Source organism: Massilia sp. W12, from assembly GCF_037300705.1.
Lineage (GTDB): Bacteria > Pseudomonadota > Gammaproteobacteria > Burkholderiales > Burkholderiaceae_D > JACPVY01.
The window spans coordinates 761,507-777,866 of the sequence record NZ_CP147776.1 but is presented as its reverse complement, the minus strand read 5'-3'; the positions used below and the strand labels follow the sequence as shown (position 1 = coordinate 777,866).

Annotated in this window: 18 protein-coding genes; 11 read left to right on the top strand and 7 right to left on the bottom strand. The window is 59.5% G+C overall.

Features of this window, described 5'->3' with window-relative positions; translation table 11 throughout:
- Positions 1-56 precede the first annotated feature (56 nt).
- The 9 genes from V8J88_RS03150 to V8J88_RS03110 are packed head-to-tail and all read left to right on the top strand — an operon-like array spanning position 57 to position 9,070.
- Entirely contained in the window at positions 57-1,247 is a 1,191-nt protein-coding gene (locus V8J88_RS03150) for a type II secretion system F family protein (protein WP_338847727.1), read from the top strand.
- Positions 1,244-2,941 carry an ATPase, T2SS/T4P/T4SS family gene (locus tag V8J88_RS03145; RefSeq protein ID WP_338847726.1) on the top strand — a complete coding sequence of 566 codons (1,698 nt, stop codon included), beginning with the start codon at positions 1,244-1,246 and terminating at the stop codon, positions 2,939-2,941. Before V8J88_RS03150 ends, V8J88_RS03145 begins: the two co-directional genes overlap by 4 nt.
- On the top strand, positions 2,934-3,794 hold the full coding sequence (locus tag V8J88_RS03140; RefSeq protein ID WP_338847724.1) for a hypothetical protein: 861 nt from the start codon (positions 2,934-2,936) through the stop codon (positions 3,792-3,794). Before V8J88_RS03145 ends, V8J88_RS03140 begins: the two co-directional genes overlap by 8 nt.
- Complete coding sequence (locus V8J88_RS03135) at positions 3,791-4,444, top strand: PilN domain-containing protein (protein WP_338847722.1); 654 nt, start codon at positions 3,791-3,793, stop codon at positions 4,442-4,444. Before V8J88_RS03140 ends, V8J88_RS03135 begins: the two co-directional genes overlap by 4 nt.
- On the top strand, positions 4,441-5,154 hold the full coding sequence (locus tag V8J88_RS03130; protein ID WP_338847721.1) for a hypothetical protein: 714 nt from the start codon (positions 4,441-4,443) through the stop codon (positions 5,152-5,154). The genes V8J88_RS03135 and V8J88_RS03130 overlap by 4 nt, the downstream gene beginning before the upstream one ends.
- The gene (locus tag V8J88_RS03125) at positions 5,151-5,777 is read left to right on the top strand and encodes a hypothetical protein (RefSeq protein WP_338847720.1); all 627 of its coding nucleotides are present in this window, start codon (positions 5,151-5,153) and stop codon (positions 5,775-5,777) included. The genes V8J88_RS03130 and V8J88_RS03125 overlap by 4 nt, the downstream gene beginning before the upstream one ends.
- Entirely contained in the window at positions 5,774-8,215 is a 2,442-nt protein-coding gene (locus V8J88_RS03120) for a cohesin domain-containing protein (RefSeq protein WP_338847719.1), read from the top strand. Before V8J88_RS03125 ends, V8J88_RS03120 begins: the two co-directional genes overlap by 4 nt.
- The gene (locus tag V8J88_RS03115; RefSeq protein ID WP_338847717.1) at positions 8,212-8,685 is read left to right on the top strand and encodes a type II secretion system protein; all 474 of its coding nucleotides are present in this window, start codon (positions 8,212-8,214) and stop codon (positions 8,683-8,685) included. Before V8J88_RS03120 ends, V8J88_RS03115 begins: the two co-directional genes overlap by 4 nt.
- A gap of 4 nt (positions 8,686-8,689) precedes the next feature.
- Positions 8,690-9,070, top strand: a complete 381-nt coding sequence (locus V8J88_RS03110) for a type II secretion system protein (protein WP_338847716.1) — start codon at positions 8,690-8,692, stop codon at positions 9,068-9,070.
- A 13-nt stretch (positions 9,071-9,083) separates the two neighbouring features.
- On the opposite strand, the gene V8J88_RS03105 is transcribed toward V8J88_RS03110, so the two are convergent.
- Together V8J88_RS03105 and V8J88_RS03100 are read right to left on the bottom strand one after the other, a co-directional pair.
- Positions 9,084-9,239, bottom strand: a complete 156-nt coding sequence (locus tag V8J88_RS03105; protein ID WP_338847714.1) for a hypothetical protein — start codon at positions 9,237-9,239, stop codon at positions 9,084-9,086.
- Between the two features lie 277 nt (positions 9,240-9,516).
- Complete coding sequence (locus tag V8J88_RS03100; RefSeq protein ID WP_338847713.1) at positions 9,517-10,416, bottom strand: NAD-dependent epimerase/dehydratase family protein; 900 nt, start codon at positions 10,414-10,416, stop codon at positions 9,517-9,519.
- 12 nt (positions 10,417-10,428) lie between these two features.
- On the opposite strand from V8J88_RS03100, the gene V8J88_RS03095 reads away from it, so the two are divergent.
- Positions 10,429-11,448: a CDP-6-deoxy-delta-3,4-glucoseen reductase gene (locus V8J88_RS03095; protein WP_338847712.1), complete on the top strand. Its 1,020-nt coding sequence runs from the start codon at positions 10,429-10,431 to the stop codon at positions 11,446-11,448.
- Positions 11,449-11,542: 94 nt separating this feature from the next.
- Here V8J88_RS03095 and V8J88_RS03090 read toward each other — a convergent pair whose 3' ends face one another.
- A complete protein-coding gene (locus V8J88_RS03090) occupies positions 11,543-11,827 on the bottom strand; it encodes a hypothetical protein (protein WP_338847711.1) in 285 nt (94 codons plus the stop codon).
- 608 nt (positions 11,828-12,435) lie between these two features.
- Here V8J88_RS03090 and V8J88_RS03085 point away from each other — a divergent pair.
- Positions 12,436-12,717, top strand: coding sequence for a hypothetical protein (locus V8J88_RS03085; RefSeq protein ID WP_338847710.1), 282 nt, complete (start codon positions 12,436-12,438; stop codon positions 12,715-12,717).
- Positions 12,718-12,761: 44 nt separating this feature from the next.
- Here the strand turns inward: V8J88_RS03085 and V8J88_RS03080 are convergent, their stop codons facing one another.
- From V8J88_RS03080 to V8J88_RS03065, 4 genes are read right to left on the bottom strand one after another with little or no spacing between them, the layout of a single operon-like run.
- A complete protein-coding gene (locus V8J88_RS03080; RefSeq protein ID WP_338847709.1) occupies positions 12,762-13,262 on the bottom strand; it encodes an arsinothricin resistance N-acetyltransferase ArsN1 family B in 501 nt (166 codons plus the stop codon).
- Between the two features lie 3 nt (positions 13,263-13,265).
- The gene (locus V8J88_RS03075; RefSeq protein WP_338847707.1) at positions 13,266-14,258 is read right to left on the bottom strand and encodes a tetratricopeptide repeat protein; all 993 of its coding nucleotides are present in this window, start codon (positions 14,256-14,258) and stop codon (positions 13,266-13,268) included.
- Positions 14,259-14,269: 11 nt separating this feature from the next.
- Positions 14,270-15,586: a cytochrome c gene (locus V8J88_RS03070; RefSeq protein ID WP_338847706.1), complete on the bottom strand. Its 1,317-nt coding sequence runs from the start codon at positions 15,584-15,586 to the stop codon at positions 14,270-14,272.
- Positions 15,583-16,278 carry a c-type cytochrome gene (locus V8J88_RS03065; RefSeq protein WP_338847705.1) on the bottom strand — a complete coding sequence of 232 codons (696 nt, stop codon included), beginning with the start codon at positions 16,276-16,278 and terminating at the stop codon, positions 15,583-15,585. Before V8J88_RS03065 ends, V8J88_RS03070 begins: the two co-directional genes overlap by 4 nt.
- Between the last annotated feature and the right edge of the window lie 82 nt (positions 16,279-16,360).

The following is a 16,360-nucleotide window of genomic DNA, read 5'->3' as shown; positions in this document are numbered from 1 at the left end:
TGTTAGTTTTTATTAGTAAATTTTTCATTTTTCTTTTCCGACCGCCAGGAAACCGTATGCAATACGAAGTGCGCGCACTCTCTGCCGACAATGTGATGAGCATTTTGCAAATCGATGCCGACAATGAGCAGGATGCGCGCCGCCAGGTGGAAGCGCGCGGTTTGATGTGCGCCAGCGTCAAAGCGCAGCAAGGCCGTTCACTGTTATCACAGACAAGCACTGGCCGCTTGCCGCTGGTGCTGTTCAGCCAGGAATTACTGGCCCTGCTCAACGCCGGCCTGTCGATTGTCGAAGGCTTGGAAGCCTTGCAGGAAAAAGAAGCCAATCCCGTCATCCGCAATATTTTCACCCGTATGCTGCAAGGTTTGCGCGAAGGCAAACGCTTTTCCCAAACCCTGTCTGAACAAGCCCATTTGTTTCCGCCTTTGTATGTCGGCATCGTCAAGGCCGCCGAAGGCACCAGCGATTTACCGCGCGCACTGGGGCGTTTCATTGATTATCAGCAGCGCGTCGATGCGGTGAAAAGCAAGCTCATCAGCGCCGCCATTTATCCCAGCATTTTGCTGCTGGTGGGCGGCGGCGTGACGTTTTTCCTGATCGGCTTTGTGGTGCCGCGCTTTGCCGAAGTATATAAAGGCGCCGGGCGCGATCTGCCCTGGATGTCGAAACTTTTGCTGGAGTGGGGCCAATTCGCCGGCCAGCACAGCACCATGCTGGCGGCGATTATTCTGGCCAGTCTGGCCGGCATCGTCTTACTGCTGTGGCATTTGATTGAAAGCGGGCGCATGCTGCAACTCATCAGCCGCCTGCCCGGCCTGGGCGAGCGACTGCGCATTTACCAATTATCGCGCCTGTATCTGACCCTGGGCATGCTGCTGGAAGGCGGGATTCCGATTGTGCCGGCGCTGCATACCGTGCAAGGCATCGTACCCGCGCATATCCGCAAGCAATTGCAAGCCGCCAGCCAGGTAATTGAATCCGGCGGCCAGATTTCCAACGCCTTTGAACAACACAATCTGAGCACCCCGGTCTCGCTGCGCATGTTGCGGGTGGGCGAGCGCTCTGGCGAAATGGGGCAGATGCTGACCCAATCCGCCGCCTTTTACGATGGCGAAATCAGCCGCATGATTGAGCGCTTCACGCGCAGCTTCGAGCCGCTCTTAATGGCCGGCATCGGGGTGGTGGTGGGGGCGATCGTGGTGTTACTGTATTTACCTATTTTTGATCTGGCCGGGAGTTTGTCATGAGCCACATGCCTGGCGCTGCGCCCCCATTGGACGCGACGATTTTGCAACGCGCGCGCGAGGCCGCGCGCGCCGCCCAGCGCCCTTTGCTGGCGCAACTGGAACAGGATTGCCAGCTGCCGCAACGCCAGCTGGTGCACGCACTGGCCGCACCGTTTCAACTGCCGGTGCTGGAAACCGCGCAAATGCTGGAAATGGAAGGCGCATTTGATCTGCTGCCGCTGCCGCGCGCCATGCAAAAAACCTGCGCCCTGCTGCGGCGCGATGATGCGCAGCTGGTGGGCGTGATCGCCGATCCTTTTGATCTGGATTTGCAAACCCTGCTGGCGGCCCACTGCGCCGGACAGCAATTGCAATTGGCGCTGGCCTTGGCCACCGATATCCACGCCTATCTCAGCAAGCAGGAAGAAGGCGCGCGCGCGGTTGACAATCTGAGCCAGGGCGGCGAGGAAGGACGGCGCGACGGGCGCGAAAAAATGGCCGCCCATCTGTCTTTCGCCTCGGTCAGCGAAGCCGCCAGCCCGGCGGTGAAGGTGGTCAATTCAACCCTGTACGACGCGCTCAAAGTCGGCGCCTCCGACATCCATCTGGAAAGCACCGCCACCGGGCTGGCGGTGAAATACCGCATCGACGGCGTGCTTGACCACGCCACCAATGTGAACGGGATCGAACTGGCCGAACAGGTTGTCTCGCGCATCAAGGTTTTGGCCGAACTCGACATCGCCGAGCGGCGCATTCCGCAAGATGGCAGTTTCCGGGTCGAAAGCGGCGGCCGCGAAATCGATATGCGCGTCTCGATCATGCCCAGCATCCACGGCGAAGACGCGGTGATCCGCGTGCTGGATAAGCGCGCCATGATCGAAGCTTATGGCTCGCTTTCACTCGAAGCGCTGGGCTATGACGCCGAATCGCTGGTGCATCTGCGCGCGCTGGCCGAAGAACCGTATGGCATGCTGCTGGTGACAGGCCCGACCGGCTCGGGCAAAACCACCACGCTGTATGCGGCGCTGACTGAAATCCATAACGGGCGCGACAAAATCATCACCATTGAAGACCCGGTGGAATACCAATTGCCGGGCATTTTGCAAATCCCGGTGAATGAGAAAAAAGGCCTGACCTTCGCCAAGGGCTTGCGCTCGATTCTGCGGCACGACCCGGACAAAATCATGGTCGGCGAGATCCGTGACAAAGAAACCGCTGAAATCGCGGTGCAATCCGCCCTCACCGGCCATCTGGTCTTGACCACAGTGCACGCCAACAATGTGTTCGATGTGTTTGGCCGCTTTACGCATATGGGGCTGGATCCGTATTCCTTTGTGTCCGCCTTGAACGGGATCTGGGCGCAGCGCTTGATCCGTACCGTCTGCCCGCATTGCGCGCACGAAGTCAAGGCCAACCCGGCGCAATTGGCGCGCATGGGCCTGAGTCCGGAACAAGTGCAGGATTTCCGTTTCATGGAAGGACGCGGTTGCGGCGACTGCCACGGCACCGGCTACAAGGGCCGGCGCGCGATTGCGGAAATTTTGTTGATGAATGATGAAATACGTGAGCTGGTGATCGAAAAAAGGCCGATCCGCCAGATCAAAGAGGTGGCGCGCAAAAATGGCACGCGCAGCTTGCGCGAAGCAGCCTTGGAATTGGCCAAGCGCGGCGCCACCACCTTGGAAGAAATCAAACGGGTGACATTGCATGCATAAGCAGGTGATCATGCCGCCGCGCCCCTGGCCGTTGCGGCTTTACCAATGGCGTCCCTGGTTGCGCCTGAGCTTAGCCCCGGATGGCATGGCCCTGGCGCTTATCGCGCCGCTGGGCCGCAGCCGCCGGCTGCTGGCGCAAAACCGCTTGGAACAGCCGTTTTGGCAAACCGATTGGCCCGCCCGACTGGGCGCGCTGCTGGAACAGGCCGCAGCAACGCAAAAACTGCCGCGCCGCATCGAAATCGTGCTGGCCGATGAGTTTGCGCGCCTGTTCATGGTGACGCCGCCGGCCAACAGCCAGCGCAGCGCTGATCTGGAAGCCGCCGCACAACTGCGTTTCGCGCATTTATATGGCGAAGATGCGCAAAACTGGCGTTTGAGCGCAGATTGGCATGCACAGCGCGCCTTTGCCGCCTGCGCCCTGCCAACCGCCCTGCTGGATGGGGTGCAAGCGCAATGCGCGGCGCACGGTTTGCTGCAACTATCCTGCGCCCCGGCGGCCATCGACATCCTGCGCACATATCGCGGCAAGCTTGTGCGCAATGGCTGGCTGTGCCTGTTTCACAACCAGGGTTTGCATTTACTGGCCCACAGCGCAGGCCATGTGCAAGCGCTGCAAAACTATCTGCTCGCGCCCGATTTTTGGGACGAACCGCAAGCCCTGGCGCAATGGCTGACGCGCGAAAGCCTGCGCCTGAACCTGGACGCACCGCAAGCGCTGCAATTCGGCGGCTTGCTGCCGGCCAAGCTGGCGACGCAGGAATTGCCGCAACTTGCATACAGCGTGCTGGGCGGCCAAAGCGCGCCCGGCGGCAGCTATGCATTGCGCCTCATGCAAGGAGTGCTGTCATGACTTGTGCGGAAATCGATTTCGCCCCCGGCCACTGGCGCCGCCGCCTGTGGCGCTCATCGCTGCCGGGCTGGCTGCTGCTTGGCGCAGCCGGCCTCAGCCTGCTGTCATTGAGTTTGCGGCAGCAAGCGCTGGAAGCCGAGTTGGCGCAGTCCAGCGCGCAATTACAGCGTTATCAACGCCAGCTGGATGAGCGCAGCAAAGCCAAGCCGCCAGTGCTGAAAACCACCGTCACCGAAGCCAAGGCCAAGGCGGTGAATGCCGCTGTGGCGCATCTAAACCTGCCCTGGCATGAATTGCTGGATGCGCTGGAAGCCGCCACCCCGCCCAATATCGCCCTGCTGTCGCTGGAGCCGGATCCGCAACGCCGCCTGCTGCGCGCCAGCGCCGAGGCCAAAACCAGTCAGGATATGGCGGCGTATATGCGCAAACTGCGCGTGGCCGGTTTTTTTGATCAGGTTTTGCTGACCAAACATGAAGTCAATGAACAAGATCCGAACCGGCCATTGCGCTTTCAATTTGAAGCGCGCTGGCTGATCGGCTTTGAAAATGAAGACGATGACAGCCAGGAAAGACTGGAAGACATGCGCGCGCGCAAGGCCGCCAATGAGCCGGACGTGATCGGCAAGCCGATCAAGGGAGGCAAACCATGAAGTTGCCGCCGCCCGCCTCTTTATTCCTGCAACTGCGCCTGCGCCTGCCGCATCTGGGTTGGCTGACGCCCTGCGCGCTGCTGGGTCTGGCGCTGGCGCTGTATGGCTGGCAGATCTGGCTGCCGCAGCAACACACCATGCTGCAGCAAAACCGTCAGGCGGTGGAGAAAATCAAAGCCGCCTTCGCCCAGCCCAAAGCCGTGCCGGCAATGCCGGCCAAACCGCAGCCGGTGGCCGAACGCAATCTGGTGCGCTTTTATGATGCGCTGGGCGAGCGCAGCTATGTCGAGCAGCAAGTCAACCTGCTGTTTGGCATCGCCGAGCGCGCCGGCCTCACCCTGCGCCAGGGAGAATACAAGCTCAGCTTCAATAAAGCCGGCGGTTTTTATCATTATCAAATCACGCTGCCGGTGAAAGGCACGTATGGGCAATTGCGCCAATTCTGCGAACAAACCCTGTTGCAAATCCCGTTTGCTGCGCTGGATGAAATCAGCTTCAAACGGGAAATCGTGGCCAATCGCAATCTGGAAGCGCGGCTGCGTTTGAGCCTGTATCTGGGCGACGCCGACAGCATCGCCGAAGCCATGCTCAACGCCATGTTGATGGAAGCGCACGCCAGCAGGGCCGCCATCGATCATCCCGCCCCGCAACGCGAAAAAGTCATCGATCCCAAGCGCAAAAGCGAAGATGGTGAGGAGGAAAATCAATGAAGCAAAGGTCGCTTTTGCTGGGCGCGGCATTGCTGGCCACAGTGGGCTTGAGCGTGTTTGCGCCCAAGCCGGCGGAAGATGATTTGCAGGCGTTGCCGCGCAAAGGCAATCCTGCTGCGGCGACTGCCAGCGCAGCGCGCGCCAGTGTGAGCGCCGGCGCATCCGCGCCGGCCAGTCCGATCAGCATCAGCCTGCTGGCCGAGCGCAAAGAATTATTCGGCGCGCATCAGGCCGATGCTCTGCAGGAAAACAAACCGGGCGCCAAATTCAAGGACGCCAAACAGGCCAAGGCTGCGGAATTGAAAGCAGCTCCGGTGAACCCGGAAAGCGCCGACAAATTATTCGGCGCGCACAATTGGACGCCGCCGCCGCCACCGCCGCCGCCGCCACCGCCCCCGCCGCCGCCCAGCGCGCCGCCGCTGCCATTCACCTTCATCGGCAAAAAACTGGAAGACGGACGCTGGGAAATTTATCTGGCGCAAGGCAATGAAACCCTGATCGTGCACGAAAAAGAAACCCTGCAAAACATGTACAAGATAGAAAGCATTAAACCGCCTTCGATGGTATTTACCTATCTGCCTTTGAAGCAAACCCAAACCTTGAGCATAGGAGCCGCCGAATGAAGCGCACCTCCCCCACCCTGCCGCGTGCTGGCGTGCTGGCGCTGGCCGCCGCACTCTTGCTCAGCGCCTGCGCCGGCCAGCGCGCCTATCGTGACGGACGCGAGCTGATCGCACAAAACAAGGTCGAAGAAGGTCTGCAGAAAATGCAGCAAGCGGTGAATGAAGATCCGCGTTCGCCGCAATTCCGCGCTGGCTTGATGCAAGCGCGCGAAAAAGCGGTGTATGACTTGCTGCGCCAGGGCGACCGGCTGCAAGCCAGCGATCCGGGCGCCGCCGCTGAGGCCTACCGCCGTGTTTTAGCGCTGGAAAGCAGCAATGCGCGCGCCAGCGCCGGCCTGCTGCAGATCGAAGCCCGGGCGCGCCAGCAAAAATGGCTGGACGAAGCCAAAAGCGCGCTGGAGAAAAAAGACAATGCCGGCGCACGCAGCAAAATCAGCCTGATCCTGGTGGAAAACCCGGCCCACCCCGGCGCCGTGGCGCTGCAAAAAGAATTGAATGAGCTGGCGCGCGCCAATTCACCGCAAACCCAGATGGCGCAATCGCTGCGCAAACCGATCACCATCGAATTCAAAGACGCCAGCGTAAAGCAGGTGTTTGAAGTGATTGCGCGCACCGCCGGCTTGAATATCCTGTTTGATAAAGATGTGCGGCAAGATCAGCGGATGTCGATTTATCTGAAAAACAGCAATGTCGAAGCGGCGATTCACTACGCTCTGATGACCAACCAGCTGGAGCAGCAAGTCATGGATGGCAACACCATCCTGATTTTCCCGAACCAGCCGGCCAAGCAAAAGGAATATCAGGAAGTGCTGGTGCGCAGCTTTTTCCTGACCAATGCCGAAGCCAAAGCAGTCGCCAACAGCATCAAAACAATCGTCAAAACGCGCGATGTGGTGGTGGATGAAAAGCTGAATATGATTGTGCTGCGCGACAGCGCGGATGCGATCAAGGTGGCGGAAAAACTGATCGCGCTGCACGATCAACCCGAGCCGGAAGTGATGCTGGAAGTCGAAGTGCTGGAAATCAAACGCACCAAGCTGACGGAACTGGGCATCAACTGGCCGGAAAAAATGAATCTGACTCTGCTGCCCTCCACCGCCGGCGGAAAACTGCTGCTGTCCGATGTGCGCAGCAATATCAACAGCCGCACCGTCGAAGCCTCAGTCGGCCAGACCACGGTGGTGGCGCGCACAGTGGATTCGGATGTGAATCTGTTAGCCAACCCGCGCATCCGCGCGCGCAACCGCGAAAAAGCCAAATTCATGATCGGCGAACGGGTGCCCAACATCACCTCGACCTCGACCTCAACCGGCTTTGTCTCGGAGAGCGTGAATTATGTCGAAGTCGGCTTGAAGCTGGAAGTCGAGCCGAATGTGTATCTGGACAATGATGTCGGGATCAAGGTCATGCTCGAAGTCTCGAACATCGTCTCGGAATCGCAAACCAAGTCCGGCAGCAACGCCTACCGCATCGGCACCCGCACCGCCAGCACAGCGCTGCGCTTGAAAGATGGCGAAACCCAGGTGCTGGCCGGTTTGATCAATGATGAAGAACGCAAGAGCGGCAATAAAGTGCCGGGCCTGGGCGAATTGCCCTTGCTGGGCCGGCTGTTTGGCAGCGGCTTGGGAAATAATGAAAAAACCGAGATCGTGCTGGCCATCACGCCGCGCCTGGTGCGCAATATCACGCGGCCAGAATCCACCATCGCCGAATTCCGCGCCGGCACCGATTCCAGCATGCGCGTGCGGCCCGATGCGCCCTCGGCCCCGGTCACCCTGCCCTCGCGCAGCAGCGCAAGCGCAAGCAGCAGCTTGCCAGGCGCCGTCAGCACTGGCGCAGGCATGGGCGCAGGCTCTGCCCCGGCGCCGGCGCCTGTGAAAACAGACATTGGCGGCAATCTATCAACCGGCGCCGGCAATGCAGGCAGCACCAGCGGTGGCATTTACAGCCCGCCCAATCCGGGCAGCAGCGCCGGCACCGGCGCCACCGGCAATCTGGAAACCGGGAGCGCGCCGCCGGCCCCGACCCCGCCGCAAATGCAATGGCAAGGCCCGCCAGTGGTCAAAGTCGGCGAAAACTTCAGCCTGCAACTGGTGTTGCGCTCGGATCAACCGATTGCCAGTTTGCCGCTGGCGATCGGCTTCGACCCCAAGGTGTTGCAAGTGACGGCGGTGAGCGAAGGCGACTTCCTGAAACAAGGCGGCGGCCAAACCGTTTTCACCAGCAAGGTGGAAAGCAGCGGCCAAGTGTTAGCCTCGGTCACGCGCAGCAATGGCGGCGCGAGCGAAGGCGGCTCCATCATCACCCTGACCTTGCGCGCCCTGGCCGCCACCGATTCCAGCCGCGTGCAGTTAATCACGATTGCCCCGGTCACCGCCAGCGGCAGCGGCGTGGTGGCTCAGATGCCGGCCCCTTACGTGGTGCAAATCCGGCCATGATGCAGCGGCGCGCTTTCACCCTGATTGAGTTGCTGGTGACGCTGGCGATTCTGGCCTTATTGGCCAGCGCCGTGTTGCCGGTGGCGCAAATCACGGTGCAGCGGCACAAAGAGCAGGAATTGCGCCACGCCCTGCGCGAAATCCGCCAGGGCATCGACGCCTACAAGCGCGCCAGCGATGAGGGAAGGATTCCCAAACCGCTGGGCGCCAGCGGCTATCCGAAAACCCTGGAACTGCTGGTCGAGGGGGTGGCGGATCAACGCGACCCCAAGCGCAATAAAATTTATTTTTTGCGCCGCATCCCGCGCGACCCGCTCAATGCCAATCCGGATGAGGAAGATGCGCAAACCTGGGGCAAGCGCAGCTACGCCAGCGAAGCGAATGAACCGCGCGAAGGCGACGATGTGTATGATGTGTATTCGCTGTCAGACAAAACCGGTCTGAACGGCATCCCTTACCGCAAATGGTGAAGCAATGAAGAATAATGCCAGGCGCGCTTTCACGCTGATCGAATTATTGGTGGTGATGGCCATCGTCTCATTACTGGCGACGATTGCGCTGCCGCGCTATTTTCAAAGCATAGACACGGCCAGGGAAACCATTCTGGCGGACAATTTGCGCATCACGCGCGAAACCATCGATAAATTTTATGGAGATACCGGGCGCTACCCCGAGTCACTGGAAGAATTGGTAGAGAAAAAATATCTGCGCTCCCTGCCATGGGACCCGGTGCTGGAAAATAATACCAGTTGGGTGCTCGAAGCGCCGGATGATGGCAGCAAGGGCAGCGTCTATAATCTGCGCAGCGCAGCGCCCGGCAATACGCGCGACGGGCGCCCTTTCAACCAGCTGTGAGGCTGGTGCGACGTCAACGCTTGGCCGCCTCGCGCGTCGCCGCTTGTAATTCCCAGCCCAGTTGACGGCGTATGGTTTGCACATCGGGCGGCGGGCGGCGCTCTGTCAAACGCTGCTGCATAAACTGGCGCACCGCTTCTTTACTGGGCGCAATCACAATCTTATCCATTTCTGCCTCCTTACCGCCAAGCGGCAAACTGCATTGCCTGTGCTTTCACAATAGTCTCTGTTCTTGCTTTCAAGAAACCCGAGCAGAGGGTGAAAAGCCTGCCATTTCGCCTCATGGCGGGCAGCTGACTGGGCCCGCCAGGGATACCGGCTTAACGTTGCATGTAATACCGGTGCTGACCAATGACAAGCCCATGCTGGCAGGAAATTTGGCAAGTTTTTGTAATCCAGATCACAAAACTCAACAGAATGTCAAAATCTGTGTCCGGCGCACAACATCAATTCGGGGCTTGTTGTAAAGCCGCACGCAAGCCATGCGCCACAGTGGGATAGCGCAGGCGCAGACGCAATTCCTGCTTCAGGCGGCGGTTTTGCAAGCGGCGCGATTCGCCCATGAAAGACAGCATGGCCGGGCTGAGATATTGCGGCAACACGCTGCGCGGCAGACGCGGCGGCGGCGCCAGACCGAAGGCGGCGGCCACCTGATCAAAATATTCGCCCATCTTCATGTCCGAATCATCCACCGCATGATACAGGCGCAAGGGGCGGCCAAAATCCAGCGCATGCAGACAGGCGCGCGCCAAATCTTCCTCGTGAATGTGATTGGTGTACACATCTTCCTGCGGCAAGAGGGCCGGCAAACCCTGCTCAATGCGCGCCAGCGGCAGACGCTGATGGCCATAAATGCCGGGCACGCGCAAAATCGTCAGGCGCCAGCCGCGCGCCCGCGCCTGGATGCGCAAAACCTGCTCCGCATCGACCCGCCGCACCGCACGCGCATTGCGCGCCGCAGTGGGCCGGGTTTCATCGATCAGCGCGCCGCCGCAATCGCCATACACGCCGCTGGTGCTGAGATAAACAAGACGTGCGCCAGCGGGTAAAATGGCGCACACATGACGGCTGCGGCTATCCAGCGCGCCGGCAGCGGGCGGCGGGGCCAGATGCAACACCGTATGCGCCAGACCGCGCAGGCGGCGCAAGGTGTGCGGCGCATCCAGGTCGGCGACGATGGGAATCGCGCCGGCGGCGCGCCAGGCCGCGCATTTCGCCGGATCGCGCAACACGGCGAACACGCGAAAACGCGGCAGCAAGAGCGGCAAGAGCTGTTGCGCCACCGCACCGCAGCCGAGCATGAGCAAGCCGGGCCGTCCAAATTTTGCTTGATGTTTTTTTTCCATATCAGGGATTGTATGACTTTTCAGATCACCGTCATGCCCAGCGGGCGTCAATTCACATGTGACGAGGGCGAAACCGTGTTGGAAGCGGCGATGCGCGCCGGCGTCGGTCTGCCATATGGCTGTAAAAACGGGGCCTGCGCCAGTTGCAAATGCAAGCGCATCGATGGCGAAGTGCGGCACCAGCCGCACCAGGAAAAAGCCTTGAGCGAGGGCGAGGAAAGCCGGGGCTGGATGCTATCCTGCTGCGCCGTGCCGCACAGCGATTTAACGCTGGAAGCGCGTGAAGTGCTGGGCGTGGGCGACCATCCGCTGCGCAAAATGCCGACCCGCGTCAAATCGATCAGCAAAGCCGCGCCGGATGTGATCGTGCTCAAGCTGCAATTGCCGGCCAATGAGCGCTTGCAATACCACGCCGGGCAATTCCTGGAATTCATGCTGACCAATGGCGAGCGGCGCAGCTACAGCATGGCGAATGCGCCGCACACCGCCGACGAACTCGAATTGCACATCCGTCATATGCCGGGCGGCCTGTTCACAGACCACGTGTTCAACAAAATGAAGGAGCGCGAGATTTTGCGCTTTGAAGCTCCACTGGGCACCTTCTTCCTGCGCGAAGACAGTGACAAGCCGATGATTCTGCTGGCGTCCGGCACCGGCTTTGCGCCGCTCAAAGCCATTATTGAACATGCCAAATTCCTCGGCTGCCAACGTCCCATGCATTTGTATTGGGGGGGCCGGCGGCCACAGGATTTGTATATGGATGCGCTGTGCCGCAGCTGGCTTGAAGACATACCGCATTTCCAATACACCCCGGTGGTCTCGGACGCCTTGCCGGAAGACGGCTGGCAGGGACGCAGCGGTTTTGTGCATCAGGCGGTGTTGGCGGATTACGCCGACCTGTCCGGGCATCAGGTGTATGCCTGCGGCGCGCCGCTGATGGTGGCGGCGGCGCAGCGTGATTTTTGCGCCCGCGCGGCCTTGCCTGCGGAAGAATTTTACGCTGACGCCTTCACTTCCAAAGCGGATCAATAATCACATCCTTGCACAAAAAACAAAGGCCAGCTGTGAACGCTGGCCTTGTTTCCGGATGACTGGCGGGGCTGCCGGATGGGTGCCCGCTCTGCTTTCAGGCTTGCTCACGCATGCCGTTGTGCGCGTCATCCTCCTGCTCTTTGTAAGACATCAATTCACGCATTTCGCGAATCGACATATCGCTGATTTCGTGCATGCGCAGCAAAATCGTGGCGCCAATCGGCAGCGTATGGTGACGGATCTTGGAAATCACCGGGGGAGCGACTTCCAATGCACGCGACAGGGCTGCATCGTTTTTCAATTGTAATTTTTCGATGATGGCGTCCAGCAAACGGTTGGGGTTGTAGTGTTCCATCGATGAGAGGAGTTTGGTGTTCATGTGCATGATCTCTGAAGCCTTAAGGCTTTTGTTATGAAGTTGAAACAAAGGGAGGATTCCGTTGGAGATAGATGCCATGTGCTTTTTTTGACGTAGGTGGCGTCAAACACATGACAGGGCGGAATGATACAACGAAAAATTAGTGAATTGCCACGAAAATCTTTATTTCAAGCAACACACATGGAGGCCCCGGACTGTCTCCAGCCCCGCTTCAATACCGGAAGCGAAGCAGTGCCCCTGCAATGCATACACACTGCGCAAAACGTTTGGCTGGTATTGGGAACAAACAGCAGAATTGATGCACCGCAGAACACGGCACACATTTTATTACAATTGAAATTTTTTGCAATGGAAAATTTAACATCAAGCTATGGATTTGACCTTCATCCGGCTTGATCGTTGCAAACTGGATCACAAAGAGCTTGCCGACTCGCTCTTTCGAGTTGTGGCCTCGCTTAACATGAACATGAGGCGTGAAGTTACCCTGCTTGTATTGTTCTGGTAATGTTGCTCACCTGCACCAAAACTTGCAAGCATTACTTACCAGCAACGCATCCCAAAACCACAAATCACGCGCAACACAACTCACACTCTGGATGGAATATGAAATGACAATGCAAATTGTATATAGTGAGATTATTGATGGGCAACTTATCTTGCCCCCTCAAGCGCTGGCAATCCTCCCATCCAATACAAAGCTTTTTATGGTGATTGATTCGGAGCGCGGCATTTTAACCGTGCGCGCAAATGATCCGACTGTAGCAAAAAATGAAGAATTTCTGGATGCACTTGCTGAACTAAACGAAGGTCTGAGCTTGGACGAATACACAGCCCCCGTTCCTGAAAACGCTTGGCGCAAGCATAAAAGTGACAATAAAGAGGGGGAGTAATGAGCAAAATTCGTGTTATCAGGAAGACAGCAGCTGCGGCCAATCTATTCCCAAACCATCTGCCAATAGCCAACATCAATATACTGCTCAAACTTGCGCCCGACCTGCTCAAAATGCGCAACTTTGCGCATGCCCAGCTTTTCATGCAGGGCCACGCTGGCGGGATTGGGCAGAGCGATGCCGCCGATGGCGGTGTGCAAGCCGGCGGCGCGCACTTGCTGCAGCAAGGCGCGGTACAGCGCTTCGCCCCAGCCCCGGCCGCAAACCTGCGGCGCTAAATACACGCTCAATTCCACCGCGCCGCGATAGGCGCAGCGGGTGCGCCAGCGGCTGGCGTAAGCCCAGCCCTGCACCTGTCCCTCTGCGCACAAGACCAGCCAGGGCAAGCCGCAGGCCTGCACATCCTGCATGCGCTGCGCGATTTCCGCGCCGTCCACCGCTTCTGTTTCAAAACTGATGGTGGTGTGCAAAATATAGTGCGAATAAATCTGCGCAATCGCCGCCGCATCATCCCCGCTGGCGGGACGGATCTGATATCCCGTCATGGCTTATCCTTTCAAACTGCGCAAAGCTTCTTGCGCCTGTTCGCGCATTTTTTTATTCAAGCCGGGCTTCAGCGCCAAGGCTTTTTCAAACGCAGCGATGGCGCGCTGGGACTGTCCGCCGAGCGCTTGCAGCGTTTGACCGGTGCGCATCCAGACCCGCGCATTGCGCGGATTGAGCTGACCGGCTTTTTCAAAAAACGGCAGCGCTTGCGCAAACTGTCCCTGCTCCTGGCGCACGCGGCCCAGGCCGTAATTGCCGAATTCATGCTCCGGATAAAATTCCGCCGCCCGTTTAAACACGGCTTCGGCATCGCTGAATTTCTTTTGCTCCAGCAAGGTTTGCCCGGCGCTGTTAAACACCATCAATTGCAGGATTTGATGCTCATAATCCGCGCCCGGCTGCGCCATGATCTGGCTGAACGCTTTGTCATACGGCTTTTTCTCTTCCATCAAGAGCAGCGTGTGCAACATGGCGGCCCCGGCGGGATCCACTTTCTGACAATCGTCCGCCAGAATTCTGGCTTTTTCATGGCTGCCGCCGGCAATCCCGGGGGCCATCAGGTAATACATGAACAACGCTTTGCGCGCCCCCATGTTTTTCGGATCAAGCTCCAAGGCGTGCGAAAGCGCATCGCGCGATTTGCCGGCGTAGCGCATGCCGGCCATCATGCCGCTCATGGCTTTCGCGCCATACGCTAAGCCCAGAGTTTCCTGACGCATACTGTTTTTACTGTCTTGCGCGGCGCATTTCTCCGCTTGCGTCAGATGCTCATCCAGATTGTCGCCGCTGCGCTCCAACAGCAATTCAGACTTCACCAACAGCGCCTCGGCCTTGCAGCCATCCTGCGCCAGCGCGGTTTGCGCTTTTTGCCAGGCGTCTTCCAATTTGGCCGCCTTGAGCAGGGGAATATACTCGGCGCGCCGCTCCTGGCCCCAGGCCTGAGCGCCGGCTGAGAGCCATATCAAAACGCCGCTGATGATCAATCCTTTGCGCATACTCTTCTCCTCTATTCCGCCGGTAATGAACGCATTTGCGCCACCCCGGGTGCGCTGATAAACACTTTATTTTGCGCCGCCGCCGGATCGGCTTTGGCCGCGCCGCCCCACTCCACCCGCAGCCAGGACAGCACATCCGCCACTTCCTGCTCGCTCAGATGCATGGCGAAGGGCGGCATGCCATACGGGCGCGGATTGCCGCCGGTGGCGGGAGCAAAACCGCCATGCAAAATCAGGCGCAAGGCGTTTTCCGGCAAGGCGTATTGCACGCTGCTGTCGCGATTCAAGGCCGGATACACGCCAGGCACGCCCTGCCCCTGTTCACCATGGCATTCAGCGCAATGTTTTTGATACAGCTGCTTGCCGCGCTGCGCGATTTGCGCTTCTTCCGGCTGTAATTGGCCAAGCTTGGGCAGCTGCAGATGCGGCGGCAGGGTTTGTCCCGGTTGCGCTTTCAACCAGGCCGCCAAGAGCGCAATATCTTCCACCTTCCAATATTGCATGCTGCTGAAAATCACTTCCGCCATCGGGCCGTATGCGGCATGGCGCGCGGCCTGGCCGCTGGCCAGCCAGAGGCGCAAATCCGCTTCTTCCCAACGCTCTTGCAACAAAAGCGGCGGCGCATACCAGCCGGACACCGGCATTTTCCCGCCGCCCAGGCTGGCCGGATTGAAACCGCCCAGACGGTCGCGTGGCGCATGGCAGGCGCTGCAATGACCCAAGCCGCGCGCCAGATACGCGCCGCGCGCCATGCCGTCCTGCGGCGCTTCCTGCAACGCGGCTTGCGGCTCGACATACAAAGCGCGCCACAGCGCCAGGCTGAATTGGGTGTTGAAGGGCCAGCGCAAAGCATGTGCGCGGCGCGGCGCAGCCTGCGCCGGCAATTGCTGCAGCCAGGCGAACATGGCGTCGCTATCGTCGCGCGCGATGGCGGCGAAGTTTTGATATGGGAACACCGGGTTCAGAAAATGTCCGTCGCGGCTTTTACCCTCATGCATGGCGCGCCAGAAATCATCCGCCGTCCAGCGCCCCAGGCCATGCTCGGGATGCGGCGTCAGATTGCCTGAATACACGGTGCCAAACGGGGTTTCAAAAGCGCGCCCGCCGGCCCACGGCGCACCGCCGCGCGCGGTGTGACAGGCGGCGCAATTGCCCAGTTTGACCAGATACTCGCCGCGCTTGCGCAATTCGCTTTGCGACAAGGTGGAAGGCGGCGGCAGCGGCGCGCTGCGTTGCGCGCGCGCCCAGATCAGCACCCAGGCCACATATGCCAGCCACAGCAGCAACATCAGCCAGGGCAGCCAGCGCGGCAGTCGCGGCCAATTCATTTGACCTCCTGTATGCCGCACTCCAGCGGCAATTTGGCCGGCGCGGCTGCGCTCTTGGGCGGCTTGGCCACATTCTGCGTGGCCAGCCAGGCGGTCAGCGCACCGATATCCTGATCCGATAATTGCTGCGCCACTTGCGCCATGCAATCCGGCGCCGTGGCTTTGCGCGCGCCATTTTTCCAGGCCCCGAGTTGCGCCGCCAGATAGGCGCGCGGCAAACCGAGCAAACCGGGAATCGCCGGCGGCCTGCCCTGCAAATCCACGCCGTGACAGGCGGTGCAGGCCGGCAGCTTGTCCCGCCCATGCAAAGCGAGTTGCTCACCGGCCTTGGCCTGCTCCGGGGCAATCGGCGCATCAGGGCTTAAATATTGCGGGCTTTGGCTGGCGAAATACGCCGCCAGCTCCGCCAGATAGGCATCAGATAAATTGCTCAACATATGCCGCATCAGCGGATGATGGCGGCGGCCATCGCGGAAATGTTGCATCTGCGCCTGCAAATAGGGCGCCGGTTTGCCGGCGATGCGCGGGAAATACTGATCCGCCACCTGCTGGTCACGCACCGCATGACATTGGGTGCAGGCGCGCGCGCGTTGCGCAATCGTATTCGGCACGCCATCCACGCGCAAAACAGGGGCGCCGCCAGCCGGCGCGGCCCAGGCAAACGGAAGCAAAGCAGGCAGGCAGACAGCCAAGCGCAGAATGCGCCAAAGCGAGGCACACATCATCCATGCATTCAGAGAAAATAATCTGCTGATTGTAAGCCAAGCCAGCCCT

Coding starts and splice junctions, on each gene's coding strand:
- V8J88_RS03150 (WP_338847727.1), top strand. CDS start 57: ATGCAATACGAAGTGCGCGCACTCTCTGCCGACAATGTGATGAGCATT.
- V8J88_RS03145 (WP_338847726.1), top strand. CDS start 1,244: ATGAGCCACATGCCTGGCGCTGCGCCCCCATTGGACGCGACGATTTTG.
- V8J88_RS03140 (WP_338847724.1), top strand. CDS start 2,934: ATGCATAAGCAGGTGATCATGCCGCCGCGCCCCTGGCCGTTGCGGCTT.
- V8J88_RS03135 (WP_338847722.1), top strand. CDS start 3,791: ATGACTTGTGCGGAAATCGATTTCGCCCCCGGCCACTGGCGCCGCCGC.
- V8J88_RS03130 (WP_338847721.1), top strand. CDS start 4,441: ATGAAGTTGCCGCCGCCCGCCTCTTTATTCCTGCAACTGCGCCTGCGC.
- V8J88_RS03125 (WP_338847720.1), top strand. CDS start 5,151: ATGAAGCAAAGGTCGCTTTTGCTGGGCGCGGCATTGCTGGCCACAGTG.
- V8J88_RS03120 (WP_338847719.1), top strand. CDS start 5,774: ATGAAGCGCACCTCCCCCACCCTGCCGCGTGCTGGCGTGCTGGCGCTG.
- V8J88_RS03115 (WP_338847717.1), top strand. CDS start 8,212: ATGATGCAGCGGCGCGCTTTCACCCTGATTGAGTTGCTGGTGACGCTG.
- V8J88_RS03110 (WP_338847716.1), top strand. CDS start 8,690: ATGAAGAATAATGCCAGGCGCGCTTTCACGCTGATCGAATTATTGGTG.
- V8J88_RS03105 (WP_338847714.1), bottom strand. CDS start 9,239: ATGGATAAGATTGTGATTGCGCCCAGTAAAGAAGCGGTGCGCCAGTTT.
- V8J88_RS03100 (WP_338847713.1), bottom strand. CDS start 10,416: ATGGAAAAAAAACATCAAGCAAAATTTGGACGGCCCGGCTTGCTCATG.
- V8J88_RS03095 (WP_338847712.1), top strand. CDS start 10,429: ATGACTTTTCAGATCACCGTCATGCCCAGCGGGCGTCAATTCACATGT.
- V8J88_RS03090 (WP_338847711.1), bottom strand. CDS start 11,827: ATGAACACCAAACTCCTCTCATCGATGGAACACTACAACCCCAACCGT.
- V8J88_RS03085 (WP_338847710.1), top strand. CDS start 12,436: ATGACAATGCAAATTGTATATAGTGAGATTATTGATGGGCAACTTATC.
- V8J88_RS03080 (WP_338847709.1), bottom strand. CDS start 13,262: ATGACGGGATATCAGATCCGTCCCGCCAGCGGGGATGATGCGGCGGCG.
- V8J88_RS03075 (WP_338847707.1), bottom strand. CDS start 14,258: ATGCGCAAAGGATTGATCATCAGCGGCGTTTTGATATGGCTCTCAGCC.
- V8J88_RS03070 (WP_338847706.1), bottom strand. CDS start 15,586: ATGAATTGGCCGCGACTGCCGCGCTGGCTGCCCTGGCTGATGTTGCTG.